Origin of the sequence: Nonomuraea sp. NPDC048881 (assembly GCF_040649795.1) — a bacterium.
Lineage (GTDB): Bacteria > Actinomycetota > Actinomycetes > Streptosporangiales > Streptosporangiaceae > Nonomuraea.
Genome location: NZ_JBEZGC010000037.1, coordinates 1 through 12772, shown reverse-complemented (window position 1 = coordinate 12772; position 12772 = coordinate 1). Strand labels below are relative to the sequence as shown.

The 12772-nt window shown below is 74.1% G+C and carries 12 protein-coding genes and 1 pseudogene; 9 read left to right on the top strand and 4 right to left on the bottom strand.

The window, feature by feature from the left end; all coding sequences use genetic code 11:
- Positions 1-11: 11 nt before the first annotated feature.
- The 3 genes from AB0C33_RS50195 to AB0C33_RS50185 form a co-directional block, all read right to left on the bottom strand.
- The gene (locus AB0C33_RS50195) at positions 12-401 is read right to left on the bottom strand and encodes a hypothetical protein (RefSeq protein WP_358302638.1); all 390 of its coding nucleotides are present in this window, start codon (positions 399-401) and stop codon (positions 12-14) included.
- Positions 402-456: 55 nt separating this feature from the next.
- On the bottom strand, positions 457-2067 hold the full coding sequence (locus AB0C33_RS50190) for an amidase (protein ID WP_358302635.1): 1611 nt from the start codon (positions 2065-2067) through the stop codon (positions 457-459).
- 124 nt (positions 2068-2191) lie between these two features.
- Positions 2192-3319 carry an esterase-like activity of phytase family protein gene (locus AB0C33_RS50185; protein WP_358302632.1) on the bottom strand — a complete coding sequence of 376 codons (1128 nt, stop codon included), beginning with the start codon at positions 3317-3319 and terminating at the stop codon, positions 2192-2194.
- 206 nt (positions 3320-3525) lie between these two features.
- On the opposite strand from AB0C33_RS50185, the gene AB0C33_RS50180 reads away from it, so the two are divergent.
- Positions 3526-5388 carry an ABC transporter ATP-binding protein gene (locus AB0C33_RS50180; RefSeq protein ID WP_358302629.1) on the top strand — a complete coding sequence of 621 codons (1863 nt, stop codon included), beginning with the start codon at positions 3526-3528 and terminating at the stop codon, positions 5386-5388.
- Positions 5389-5394: 6 nt separating this feature from the next.
- On the opposite strand, the gene AB0C33_RS50175 is transcribed toward AB0C33_RS50180, so the two are convergent.
- Entirely contained in the window at positions 5395-5937 is a 543-nt protein-coding gene (locus AB0C33_RS50175) for a GtrA family protein (RefSeq protein WP_358302626.1), read from the bottom strand.
- 279 nt (positions 5938-6216) lie between these two features.
- On the opposite strand from AB0C33_RS50175, the gene AB0C33_RS50170 reads away from it, so the two are divergent.
- From AB0C33_RS50170 to AB0C33_RS50135, 8 genes and pseudogenes are all read left to right on the top strand, one after another.
- Positions 6217-7218 (top strand): ABC transporter substrate-binding protein, encoded by a 1002-nt coding sequence (locus tag AB0C33_RS50170; protein WP_358302623.1) that lies wholly within the window; start codon positions 6217-6219, stop codon positions 7216-7218.
- On the top strand, positions 7215-8255 hold the full coding sequence (locus AB0C33_RS50165) for a methyltransferase (RefSeq protein ID WP_358302620.1): 1041 nt from the start codon (positions 7215-7217) through the stop codon (positions 8253-8255). Before AB0C33_RS50170 ends, AB0C33_RS50165 begins: the two co-directional genes overlap by 4 nt.
- Before the next feature lie 148 nt (positions 8256-8403).
- Entirely contained in the window at positions 8404-9486 is a 1083-nt protein-coding gene (locus AB0C33_RS50160) for a hypothetical protein (protein ID WP_358302617.1), read from the top strand.
- Entirely contained in the window at positions 9483-10760 is a 1278-nt protein-coding gene (locus AB0C33_RS50155; RefSeq protein WP_358302615.1) for a hypothetical protein, read from the top strand. Before AB0C33_RS50160 ends, AB0C33_RS50155 begins: the two co-directional genes overlap by 4 nt.
- Positions 10757-11143 (top strand): FixH family protein, encoded by a 387-nt coding sequence (locus tag AB0C33_RS50150; protein ID WP_358302612.1) that lies wholly within the window; start codon positions 10757-10759, stop codon positions 11141-11143. Before AB0C33_RS50155 ends, AB0C33_RS50150 begins: the two co-directional genes overlap by 4 nt.
- 45 nt (positions 11144-11188) lie before the next feature.
- Positions 11189-11797: a helix-turn-helix domain-containing protein gene (locus AB0C33_RS50145; protein WP_358302609.1), complete on the top strand. Its 609-nt coding sequence runs from the start codon at positions 11189-11191 to the stop codon at positions 11795-11797.
- Positions 11794-11994 carry a ferredoxin gene (locus AB0C33_RS50140; RefSeq protein WP_352354927.1) on the top strand — a complete coding sequence of 67 codons (201 nt, stop codon included), beginning with the start codon at positions 11794-11796 and terminating at the stop codon, positions 11992-11994. Before AB0C33_RS50145 ends, AB0C33_RS50140 begins: the two co-directional genes overlap by 4 nt.
- A gap of 1 nt (position 11995) precedes the next feature.
- A pseudogene (locus AB0C33_RS50135) lies at positions 11996-12772 on the top strand (cytochrome P450); the annotation flags it as partial.

The following is a 12772-nucleotide window of genomic DNA, read 5'->3' as shown; positions in this document are numbered from 1 at the left end:
AAGAGGGATCTTCAGAGCACCGTGGAGGGAGGCGCGCGGGCCGCCGCCGCGCCCCCGGGCCGGTCGGCGGCGGCACGGACGACGGGCCGCCGGACGACGGCCGACCAGACGTGCAGCGACCGGGCCGGGGCCGCGGCGGGCAGCGCCTGCCCGCCGGGCCCGGCCTGGTCGTGCCCCGCCTGCCTGACCTGCGCGAGCGGAGGCGGCGGCGGGGTGGAGCCCAGCTGGGCGACGGCGGGTGGGTCGGCCGCCGCCTGGATCGCCGTGACCTGCGTGACGGCCTGCGTGACGGCCTGCGTGACGGCCGGGGCGGCGGCCTGGGCGGCGACCTCGGCATGGCCCGTCGCGGGGAGCAGCCACGACAGGACGAGAAGCAGCGCGGCGGGCAGCCTGGTGCGCACCTCGCCTCCCTCCCGTCGTGACCGTCGCCCCTACCGTAGCCCGCCGCCGGGCCGCTCAGGGCAGGGTGCGCAGGTACGTCGGCGGCTTGCGGACCTGAGCGGCCTGCTCGAAGGCGTATCCGAGGGCGATCAGGGACGGCTCGGAGAACCGCCCGCCGAAGAACGTGACGCCGAGCGGCAGGACGCCGCTGGCGTACCCGGCCGGGACGCTGACCGCCGGGTAGCCGGAGACCGCCGAGGGCGCGGAGGAGGAGACGAAGCCGGTGAAGTCGTCGCCCTTGGTCAGGTCGGTCAGCCAGGCCGCGTGGTTGGTGGGGGCGAGCAGCGCGTCCAGGCGGCCGGCGGCCAGCGCCGAGTCGATCGCGCGGCGGGCCAGCGTGGTGGCCTGGTCGCGGAGGGCGCGGTAGGCGGGGTCGTCCAGGTCGCCGGTGGTGGCCTGCGCCTGCTCGAAGACCTCCTGGCCGAAGTACCGCAGCTCGGTCCCGGCGTGCCGCCGGTTGAAGTCGATCAGCCCGGCCAGGTCGGCGGGGTGCCGTCCAGGGGTGGCGGCCAGGTAGGCGTTCAGGTCGTGCTTGAACTCGGTCAGCAGCGCCGGGAACTCGGCCTCGCCGGCCTGGTCCATGCCCTCCAGCTCGACGTCCACCACGGTCGCGCCGCGGGCCTTGAGCGTGGCGACGGTGGCGTCCAGGGCGGCGCGCACCTCCTGGTTGTCGCCCGCGACCGAGCGCCACACGCCGACGCGGGCGCCGTTCAGCGCGCCGGGACGCAGGGCCTTGAGGTAGTCGCGGTCGCCGCCCGGGACGGTCGCGGGGTCGCGCGGGTCCGGTCCCTGGATGGCCGAGAGCACGGCGGCGGCGTCGGTGAGGTTCCTGGTGATCGGCCCCGCGGTGTCCTGCCGGGCCGAGATCGGCACCACGCCGGCCCGGCTGACCAGCCCGATCGTGGGCTTGATGCCGACCACGCCGTTGATCCCGGCCGGGCAGACGATCGAGCCGTCGGTCTCGGTGCCGATGGTGACGGCGGCCAGGGTGGCGGCGGCGGCGACCGCCGAGCCGCTGCTCGACCCGCAGGGGTTGCGGTCGAGGACGTAGGGGTTGTTGGTCTGCCCGCCGATCGCGCTCCACCCGCTGGAGGACGGGCTGGAGCGGAAGTTCGCCCATTCCGACAGGTTGGCCTTGCCCAGGATCACCGCGCCGGCCGCCCGCAACCGCTGGACGAGGAACGCCTCCGCAGCCGGCCGGGCGCCGAGCAGCGCCTGCGAGCCGGCGGTGGTGCGCAGCGGCGCTGCGGTGTCGATGTTGTCCTTGAGCAGGACCGGGACGCCTTCCAGCGGCCCGTGCGCGCCCCTGCGGCGACGCCGGTCGCTGCGCTCGGCCTCGCCCAGCGCGCCGGGGTTGGTCTGGACGACCGCGTGCAGCAGCGGGTCCACCGCGCGGATGCGGTCGAGGTAGAAGCGGGTCAGCGTCACCGCGTCGAAGCGGCCGTGGTCCATGGCGCGTTGCAGGTCGAGCACGGTGGCGCGGTCGAGGTCCAGCCCGCGCAGGACGGTGCCGGCGGACGGCGGGGCCGCCTCGCGCGCGTGCGCGGGGACGGCCGCGGTTAACCCGGCGGTGAGCGCGAGCGCCAGAGCGGCGGCCGCCCGGCGTGCGGGCTTCAGGAGAGTCATGGCTGTCGAGCGTAGCCATGATGCTTTCCCGGGAAAATATTCCAATTCGTATATATCCGCCACCCTCGGTCCGGCCCCCGGCGCGCGGCGCGCCGCGCGCCGGGGGCCGGCCGGCGGCGGGGCGTCAGGGGCAGCCCGTGACGGCGAAGGCCGTGAACTGGCTGACCTCGTTCCTGCTGAAGTTGTCGTCCGAGCCGATCACCAGCGTGCACTCCCCACTGGCCAGCCGCGGCCCCCACGACATGGCCTCCAGGTTCTGCACCGGCGGCCGGAAGTCGCCCAGGTCGTAGACCAGCCGCTTGCTCACCGGCCGGTACCCCGCGCTCAGGTCGTCCTGGCTCAGCACGTTGGTCGCGCCCGTCAGGTCGATCTCGTACAGCTTGACCTTGTAGTCGACGCCCTCGATCCAGGAGCGTTCCAGGGCCAGGTAGCGGTGGTCGTCGATGGGCAGGATCTCCGAGACCCCGCTGTCGGACTCCCCGGTGGGCGGCACCGGCGCGGCCGGGAGCGCGTCGAGCGGGTAGACGAACTGGCCGCGCGGGACGCCCCGCCGGTCCCACACGGTGAGCCGGGCGGGCGCGCCGTGCCGGACCGTGGACGGCTCGCCGTCCTCGTACCGGGGGCCCTCGGTCATCGCCGTGATCCGGCGGGCGGTGACGGCCAGGCCCTCGAAACCGGCGTTGCGCCGCGGGCCGTGCTCGGTGGTGGTCAGGCGCAGGTTGCCCGGCAGGCGCAGGTCCCCCTGGTGCCGGCCCTGGAGGTCGGCGGCGCGCACGCCGGAGGCGGCCAGCGGCAGGTCGGGGTGGCCGGCGTCGGGGCGGTCGCCCTCGTCGCCCCACAGCAGGCGACCGGACCAGCGGTCGTACCTGATGGACTCGGGGTCGGCCGAGCCGGGCTTGCCGTAGCCGGGGTAGGGGGTGCCGTCCTGCCTGGTCAGCGTGGTGACCCCGGTCAGGCTGATGCCGGTGAACGCGCCCGAGTCCCGGTCGATGTCCAGGCGGGCGGTGTAGAAGCGGGCGGGACCGTAGCGCCAGCGGTCGTCGGAGATCAGGTACCAGGCGCCGGTGCGCGGGTCGCGGTCGATGCCCGACACCCCGCCGACGGTGGTGCCGTCGAACTGCATCAGGTACGGCAGCCGCTGCTCCCCGAGATACCGGGTGATGCGGACCTCCTCCCGCGGGGCCGCCCAGGCGGGCTGGGTGACGCTCATGGCGACCGCGCACGCGACCGCGAACCCCGTGATTCTTCGCATTCCGTCCCCTGTGTCGTTCTGGTTACGTGGAGTGACCGGGGGACATGAAATCGTGCCCGCGCCCGCCGGGGCGACCGGGACACGCCGCCGCCCGCGCGTCTTTGCCTGGCGGGCCGTGGACAGGCCGGTGGCGCACGGGCCACCGTCCTGTCACTCCGGAGCGCGAGGCGACGGAAACCGTCGGTGCCCGCCCGCACACTCAGCGCATGCCCGATGAGCCTCTGGAACTCGGTGAGATCACCGTCTCCGACTGGTACGCCCACAACGACAAGATGGCCGAGGTCGGCTTCCTGACCATCGCCAGGCGCCTGCCCTCGCTCGTGACGCAGGCGATGAGCATGTCCTGGCGGGCCGGCCCCCGCGACACCGTGGCCACCATCGCGCTCAACCTCCTCGGCGGCGTCTTCACCGCCTTCGGCCTGCTGGCCACCACCGGCGTGCTGAGCGCCCTGTTCAGCGAGGGCCCGACCCCCGACCGCGTGCTGGCCGCCCTGCCCAGCCTCGTCCTGGTGGGCGTGGCCGCCGTGCTGCGCACGGTGGTGCAGGCCGGCGCGGGCTGGGCGCAGTCACGCCTGACCCCGCAGATCTCCCGCCACACCGAGGAACGCCTCTACGGCCTGACCAGCCAGGTGGAGCTGGTCGCCTACGACGACCCGGAGTTCCACGACAGTCTCGAACGCGCCAACATGCGCGGCGTCAGCGTGGCCGGCGCGGTGGTCAGCTCGGCCATCAACGTCGTCACCGCCGCCGTCGGCATCGCGGCGGCGGCCGGCGTGCTGGGCGTGCTCCATCCGGTACTGCTGCCGTTGCTGCTGCTGGCCGTGCTGCCCGACGCGTGGGCCACCGTGCGCGGCGCCCGTATGCGCTACTCGACGATGTACTCCCTCATCCCCGCCCGCCGCCGCAAGTGGATCATCGCCGAGCTGCTGGCCGACCGCGAGCCCGCCGCCGAGGTGCGCTCGTTCACCATGCGCGGCTTCCTGCTGCGCATGTACGACGCCGTCGCCAGGGCCGAGCAGGACGTGCTGCTCGCCCTGGCCAGACGCCAGACCCTGGCCGGCCTGGTCGGCGAGGCACTGGGCGGTCTCGGCACCGCCCTGGTCTACGTCGCGCTGGGCGTGCTGCTGGCGGTGGCGGCGATCCCGCTCGCGGTCGCGGGCACCGCGGTGCTGGCCATCAGGACCGGCCAGTCCTCGCTGGCCAACCTCCTGTACGCCACCAACCGCCTCTACGAGGACGGCCTCTACTTCACCGACTTCCTCCAGTTCTGCGCCGACGCCGAGCGCCGCGTGCCCACAGCCCGCTCGGCGGCCGTGCCCGAGGGGTTCGAGCGCATCGTGGCCGACGACGTGACGTTCACCTACCCGGGCGCCGACCAGCCGGCGCTGCGCGGGGTGACGGTCGAGATCAAGCGCGGCGAGGTCATCGCGTTCGTGGGCGAGAACGGCTCCGGCAAGACCACCCTGGCCAAGATCCTGTCCGGCCTGTACGAGCCCGACACCGGCACCGTCTCCTGGGACGACGTCGACCTGGCCGACGTGCCCCCCGACGACCTGCGCCTGCGCACGGCCGTCATCGCCCAGGACCACACCCGCTGGCCGCTCACCGCCCGCTACAACATCACCATGGGCGCCGACAAGGGCGAGCCCGCCCTGGTCGCGGCGGCCTCGGTCGCGGGGGCCGACGAGGTGGTCGCGGGCCTGCCCCTCGGCTACCGCACGCTGCTCGACCGCCGTTTCAAGGACGGCTGCGAGCTGTCCGGCGGCCAGTGGCAGCGCATCGCGGTGGCCCGGGGGTTCTACCGCGACGCCGACCTGCTCATCTGCGACGAGCCCACGGCGGCCCTCGACGCCCGCGCCGAGCACGCCCTGTTCGAGCGCATCCGCGACCACTCCGAGGGCCGCACGGTGCTGCTCATCACCCACCGCCTGGCCAGCGTGCGCTACGCCGACCGGATCTACGTCCTCGACCACGGCAAGGTCACCGAGCAGGGCGACCATCAGACGCTCATGGCGCTCAACGGCCTCTACGCCGACCTCTACACCCTCCAGGCCGCCGCCTACCGCTGATCCTGCCTACCGCTGCCCCTGCCGGACGCCGGACCTGCGGGGCTTGCGCTTGGCCACCGGCAGGGTGCGCCGTCCGTGGTACCGGGGCAGGGCAGCCGGCCGCACGCCGACGGGGTGGGTCTTCTCGTCGGGGAAGACCCACTTCCGCAGCGCCCAGAAGCGGAAGACCATGGCGATCACCGTGCCGACGAGCTGCGCGCTCACGAAGTCGGCGATCTCCTGGGCCGCCAGGCCCACGTCGGGGGCCTCCAGGCGGAACACGTAACGGGAGACCCACAGCGGCGCCGAGCTGAGCACCAGGCCGATGCCGCTGACCAGGAAGAACAGCCCCGCCTCGTGGCGGCGCTCGCGACCGCCCCTGAGCCGGAACGACCACTCGCGGTTGAGCACGTAGGACACGATCGTCGCCACGAGCACCGCGATGATCTTCGCGGTCACCGGCTTCGGTTGCAGGACGGTCAGCTTCAGCCCGTAGAACACCGCGTTGTCCACCACGAACGTCGCTCCGCCGACCACCGCGAACTTCAGCAGTTCACGGTGCCTCAGCACGAGCGCCTGCAGCGGCGCTGGTGACCTCGCGAGTACTGCTTCTGCGATTCGGAGCACTCTCGATCTTCTCATCCGTCCGGACCGCGAAGGACGACGCTCACCCCGTCCCGGCCGGAACCGGGGTCGACAGCGGGCGCGCATCTGACACGGCGGCCATCCCGTTCTGACCGGGCGTTGCAAGGCGGGCCTCCCGATGGTGCACTCAAGGGCGTTGGTTCCGACCTGTGTCCGGGCCGCCAGCGGGAGCGAGGGCCGGCGGCGGACCTCGAAGGGAGAACCGTGCGACGATTACGTCCCCTACTGCTGTTCCTGCTCACCGTCCTGCTCGCGGCCTGCGGCGGGGCCGCGCCCGGCGGCCCGCGGCCGACCGGTTCCGGGGCGCCGCCGGAGAAGATCCGGATCGGCGTCATCCCGATCCCCGACAGCGCGCTGGTCTACCTCGCCCGCGACCGCGGCTACTTCGCGGCCGAGGGGTTGTCGGCCGAGCCGGTGACCGTGCAGGGCGGCGGCCCGGCGATCGACCGGATGAAGGGCGGCGCCCTGGAGTTCGGGCTGGTCAACTACGTTACGGCGTTCCTGCAGCAGCGGCGCGAGCCGGGGCGGCTGAAGCTGGTCGCCGACGCCTACCACGCCGCGCCGGGCGCGTTCCAGCTCTTCGTGGCGCCCGGCAGCCCGATCAGGAGCCCGCGCGACCTGCGGCACACCGGCGGCGCGAAGAAGAGCGTCGCGGTGGCCACGCTGCGCTCGGTCGGCACGCTGAGCGCCGAGACCGTGCTCGCCGCGGCCGGGGTCTCCGCGGACGACGTCGCGTTCAAGGAGATCCCCCTGCCCGACATGCCGGCCGCGCTGGCCGCGCACGCGGTGGACGTGGCGTGGATGACCGAGCCGTTCATCACCGCCTACCGCCGGCAGGGCGGCCGGTCGCTGGGCGACGCCATGGCGAACGTCCCCGCCGGGTGGCCGATCGCGGGGTGGGCCACGACCGCCTCGTACGCGGCCGCGCATCCCCGGGCGGTCGCCGGGTTCCAGCGGGCCATGGCGCACGCCCAGCTCGACGCCCGGGACCGGAACCTGGTCACCGGGGTGCTGGGCACGTACACGAAGATCCCGCGCGAGGTGCTGCCGACCATCACGCTCGGCACGTTCCCCGCCGCGCTGGAGCCCGAAGGGCTGCAGTCGGTGGTGGACACCATGGTGAGGTTCGGTTACCTGCCCGCGCCGCTGCGGGCCGAAGACATGATCGTCCGGCCGGCCTGGGAGTCGGGGAAGGGAAACCCATGAGCGAGACGCCGGAGCGGGCGCGGGTGCTGCGCCTGATCGACGACTTCATCCTGTACGCCGCCGTCCGGGCCGCGCTGCGGCTGTCGGTGTTCGACCTGCTGGCCGCCGGGCCGTGCGCCGTGCACGAGCTGGCCGACGAGATCTCCGCGGGCGGCGCCGGCCGTCCGGACGAGATGCTGCTCGGCCGCCTGCTGCGGGCGCTGGAGCACCTGCGGCTGGTCGAGCGGGACGCCCGCGGCCGCTACCTGCTCACCGGCGAGGGCGACCTGCTCACCAGCGGCCGGGACGACTCGCTGGCCCCCGCCGCGCTGATGTGGGGCGAGGAGCTGTGGCGCGACTCTGCCGACCTGCTGCACCGGACGATCACCAGGGGCGCGCCCGCCGCGCTGGAGCTGCACCAGGTGGACTCCCCCTACGCCTGGCTGGGGGCCCGGCCCGCGGCCGGCGCGCTGTTCAACGAGTTCATGGCCACCCGCAGCGTCACCGTGGCCCGCGCGCTCGCCGAGCAGGACGTGACCGGCGTGGACGTGGTCGCCGACATCGGCGGCGGCACCGGCATCGTCCTGGCCACGATCCTGGCGGCCCACCCGCGGCTGCGCGGCGTGCTGTTCGAGCTGCCCGAGGTGGCCGCCCAGGCCCGCCGTCACCTGGACGGGCGGGCGGGCATCACGGTGGCCGAGGGCGACATGTTCACCGACCCGCTGCCCCGGGCGGCCCTGTACCTGCTGGGCAATATCCTGCACAACTACCCCGACGAGCGGGCCGCCAAGCTGCTGGCGCGGCTCGCGTCCCTGATGGACGGCCGCGCCGAGCTGTGGATCGTGGACGCCGTCCTCGACGACGACCCGCACCGCTCGCCGACGTCGGCGGTCGCGCTGGACATGAAGATGCTCACGCTGTTCAGCGGCGGCCAGGAACGCACGCTGACCGAGGTCGAGAGCCTGCTGGGGGCCGCGGGGCTGCACGTCGCCCGCACCGAGCCGCTCCCCCACGGGCTGCACCTGGTGGTGGCCGGGCAGCGCCCGGCTCCGGCGTGATCCCCCGGCCGCCGCGCACCCGCGGCGGCCGTCGGCGAGACTGGCGGCCACGGGCGTCGGCCCGGGCCGCTCGGCGATGGTGATCTTGGGCTTCCCGCCACTTCGCGGCTTCTGGAAGTATTCGATCATGGAAGAAGGGAGACGCGAAGTGGCAGAGGCCAACGCGGGCGTACGGCGATTACTTGCGGACTCTGGGGAGCCGCGCGGATGGGTGCCGCTCCGGGCGGATCTCGTCACGGCGCTGCTGGGGGTCTGGTTCGGCGTCGGACTGATGATCGACGCCTGGGCGCACACCAATCGCAGCGACCTGGAGACGTTCTTCACGCCGTGGCACGCGGCGTTCTACTCCGGGTTCGCGGCGGTGTCCGGCTGGATCATCTGGCAGGTGTTCCGCAACGTGCGGCTCGGCCGGCAGGGGGTCGCGGCCGTTCCCCAGGGTTATCTGGCCGGGCTGGTCGCCATCCCGGCGTTCGCGCTGTTCGGGCTGGCCGACATGACCTGGCACACCGTGCTCGGCATCGAGACGAGCGTCGACATCCTGTTCAGCCCGTCGCACCTGGGGCTGATCGTGACCATGCTGCTCATCATCACCACGCCGCTGCGCTCGGCCTGGAACGCCCCCGACGTCGGCGTCCGGCCCTCGCTCGGGCGGCTGTTCCCGGCGCTGGCCGGGCTCGCGTTCGCGGCCACGCTGGTGTCGCTGTTCCTGTCGTACGGCGACGCCCTGCAGTACCGGTCCGCGCGCGTCGTCGAGGCGTTCTCCAGCGTGGACGGGCCGGGCGCCGAGCATCTGGCCACCTCCATGGTCATCAGCAACGTCGTCCTGCTGGCCCCGGTGCTGCTGGTGGCCCGGCGCTGGAACCTGCCGTTCGGCGCGGTGACCGTCATGTACACGATCGCCGTCCTGATGCCCGGCGCGCAGACGGCGTTCGAGAACGCGCCGACCCTGCTCACGTTCGTCGCCGCGGGCCTGGCCAGCGACGTGCTGATCCGCCTGCTGCGCCCGTCCGGCGCGCGGCGGGGGGCCTACTGGGCCTTCGCCGGGCTGTCGGCCTTCGTCACCTGGTCGCTCTACATCGGGATCGCCTCGGCGGCCGGGGGCGGGCTGCCCGCGGTGCCCGAGCTGTGGACCGGCGCGCCGGTGGTGGCCGGGCTGATCGGCCTGGCGCTCGGGGCGCTGTTCCTGCCGAACGCGCTGCCCGCGGACGCGGCCGACGCCGGACGGGCATGATCCGGCCGCTCCGGGTCCTGTGTCTCGTCGCCGTACTCCTGCTCGCGGGCGCCGCCCCGGCCGCGGCCCACAACGTCACGGCCGGGGCGGACCTGCGCTTCGCCCAGACCATCGCCGGCGCCGAGCTCACGGTCGTGATCAAGGGCACGTCGCGGGTGCCGGGGCCGCTGCTGATCGGCGTGATCGCCTACGAGCCGGCGACCGGGCCGCCGATCGGCCTGGAGGTGCGCTCGGTCGAGGACGGCCACAAGGCGACGGCCACCGCGCAGCCGTCCGCCGGCCCCCGGTACGTCAAGATCACGGTCGAGCGCACCGGGCCGCACGAGCTCAGGCTGACGGCGGGGGGCGAGGTCGCCGTGCTGCCGTTCCGCGTCCTGGTGGACCGCGGCTCCGCCGGCGAGTTCCTGATCTACGGCGGCCTGCTGGTGGCCGGGCTGCTGCTGGTGGGCGGCCTGCTCACCGGGGCGCTGTCGCGCAGGACCCCGGCGATGCTGCTGGCCGGTGGCGCGGCGGCCGCGGTGACGGTGGCCGCGATGGTCGTCGTGTTCGAGCCCTCGCTGCCGCCCCCGCCGCCGGAGGGCGCCGCTCCGGCGGTGAACACGACGGCCCTCGGACGGCCCTTCGCGCAGGGACGGGTGACGACCGTCCCGGCGCGTCCGGCGGCCGGCGAGGAGTTCACGCTGCGCCTCGACCTCACCGACGGCTCGACCGGGCATCCGGTGGACGACCTCGTCCTGCACCACGAGGCGCTCGCCCACCTGGTGGTCACCAGCGAGGACGGCGCCTACTTCCGGCACCTGCACCCGCTGCGCACCGCGCCCGGACGGCTGGAGGTCCGGCTGCGCGCCGACCGGCCGGGCCGGTTCCTGGCCTACGCGGAGCTGGAACGCGAGGACTCCGGCGGCCAGCTGCTCGACGGCGAGTTCCGGGTCGCCGGGCCCGCGGTGGCCGCTCCGCCGCCCGTGGCGCCCGGGACGGGGGGCACGCCGGTGGTGCGGCCGTCCGTGCCGGTCGCGGGGCGTCCGGCGGCGATCGAGGTGGGGCTCGGGGTCACGCCGCGGCAGTGGCTGGGCATGTCGGGGCACCTGATCGTGCGCAGCCAGGACGGCGCGTTCCTCGGCCACGTGCACGAGATGGGCGCCCCCGCGCCCCGGCTGCGCTTCACGTTCAGCTTCCCGGCGCCGGGCCGCTACCTGGCCTGGGCCCAGTACGCGGCCGCCGACCGGATCGTGACCGTGCCCTTCACCGTCGAGGTCGCGGAGGCTCTCGGATGAGGCGGATCCTGGCCGTCGCCGCCCTGCTGGCCGCGGCCCTGGCGGTGTTCCTGTACGTGCGCGGCTCTGCGCCCGGCCCGCTCACCCTCACCAGCACCGGCGCACGGTACGCCGTCACCGTCCTGGTCCCGAGGCCGACGACGGGCCGCGTCACGGCCGAGGTGCGGGTGACCTCCGGCGACCCGCACACGGTCGCGCTGTCCACGGTGATGCCCGGCATGGGCCACGCCACCCCGGAGATCGTCGCCGACCCGCGGCAGCCGGGCCGTTACGTGGCCGAGGGCGAGTTGTTCCCGATGGCCGGGGTGTGGGAGCTGTCGGTCCGGCTGAGCGGCGCGGCGGGAGAGGAGGTGCTGGTGGTGAAGGCGCCGATCACGGGATAGGGGGCCGCTCTTGACGTATGAAATGAACGATCTTTTAATTCGTCCATGGGACGTATCGCCGGCGTCACCGCCGCCGAGACGCGGGAACGCCTGCTGCGCGCCGCCGCGGACGTCTTCGCCAGGCGCGGCTACGACGGCACCCGCGTCGCCGACATCGCCGCCGCCGCAGGGGTGAGCAACGGCGCCCTGTACGCCCACTTCGGCTCCAAGGCCGGCCTGCTCGTGGCCGCGCTGGGCGCGCACGGGCGGCGGCTGATGGACGGCCTGTTCGCCGACGACCCCGACCGGCCGGTCGCCGACCTGCTCGTCGCCGCCGGCCGCCGGCTCCCCCGCCCCCTGGACGCCGGCGGCGACCTCGTCGTCGAGGCGCTGGCCGCCGCCCGCCGCGACGAGGACGTGGCCCTGCCCATGCGGGACTACGTCGGCGAGCGCGCCCACCGGCTGGCCGGCCTGGTCCGCGCCGGCCAGGACGGCGGCGAGCTGGACCACGCGCTGTCACCGGAGGCGATCGCCCATTTCTGCCTCCTGCTCGCGATGGGCAGCGCGCTCATCGCCCCCGACCCCCACCAGGTGGACGAGGAGGAGTGGGCCAGGCTGCTCATCCGCGTCGTCGCCGCCCTCTCCCCCGCCCCACCGCACGAAGGAACGCCGTGAGAGTACAGATCGACCCCGAGCGCTGCCAGGGACATGGCCGCTGCTACGACCTCGCCCCCGACCTGTTCGGCGAGGACGACGAAGGTTACGGAACGGTCCTGGGCGACGGCGAGGTGCCGCCCGGCCAGGAGCGCACCGCGCGGCTGGCCGTCTCCAACTGCCCGGAGCGGGCGATCGACCTGCTCGGGGAGGCGTGACATGAGCGTGGACGAGCGCTTCGTCAAGAACTTCGGCGAGCCGGGCGACGGCGAGGAGCTCGGCACCCGCAGCGAGATCGTCACCGGCCCGGTCTCGGACTGGGCCACCGACTTCTCGCACCTGGAGCCGGAATGGGCCGCCGACCCGTACCCGATCCAGGACGACCTGCGGCGGCGCTGCCCGATCGCGCACACCGACCGGTTCGGCGGCGGCTGGCTGCCCACCCGCTACGAGGACGTCGCGGCCGTCGCCTACGACACCGAGCGGTTCTCCTCGCGCTCGATCATCATGAGCAACTTCCGGCCGCCGCGGGAGAGCGCGCCGGTGGGCGGCACGCCGCCGATCTCGTCCGACCCGCCCTTCCACCACGACGCGCGCAAGCTGCTGCTGCCCGCGTTCACCAAGACGGCGGTCGCCAGGCGGGAGGAGTCGACGCGGGCGCTGTGCCACGAGCTGATCGACGCCCTGGAGGGCCAGGACGTCGTGGACGCCGCCCGCGACTACGCCCAGCACATCCCGATGCGGGTGATCGCCGACATGCTGGGCTTCCCGCCCGAGGACGGCCCGCGCTTCCGCGAGTTCATCGAGAACGCCCTGGAAGGCGTCAACCTGCCGCCCGAGCAGCGGACCGCCAACATGGGACGGCTCTTCGACTACCTGCTGGACCAGATCCGCGACCACGTGCAGCACCCGCGCGACGACCTCACGACGTACCTCGTCGAGGCCGAGCTGTACGGCCACAAGCTGGAGGCCGGGCACGTGGCGGGAACGATCGCC

Coding starts and splice junctions, on each gene's coding strand:
- AB0C33_RS50190 (WP_358302635.1), bottom strand. CDS start 2,067: ATGACTCTCCTGAAGCCCGCACGCCGGGCGGCCGCCGCTCTGGCGCTC.
- AB0C33_RS50185 (WP_358302632.1), bottom strand. CDS start 3,319: ATGCGAAGAATCACGGGGTTCGCGGTCGCGTGCGCGGTCGCCATGAGC.
- AB0C33_RS50180 (WP_358302629.1), top strand. CDS start 3,526: ATGCCCGATGAGCCTCTGGAACTCGGTGAGATCACCGTCTCCGACTGG.
- AB0C33_RS50165 (WP_358302620.1), top strand. CDS start 7,215: ATGAGCGAGACGCCGGAGCGGGCGCGGGTGCTGCGCCTGATCGACGAC.
- AB0C33_RS50155 (WP_358302615.1), top strand. CDS start 9,483: ATGATCCGGCCGCTCCGGGTCCTGTGTCTCGTCGCCGTACTCCTGCTC.
- AB0C33_RS50150 (WP_358302612.1), top strand. CDS start 10,757: ATGAGGCGGATCCTGGCCGTCGCCGCCCTGCTGGCCGCGGCCCTGGCG.
- AB0C33_RS50145 (WP_358302609.1), top strand. CDS start 11,189: ATGGGACGTATCGCCGGCGTCACCGCCGCCGAGACGCGGGAACGCCTG.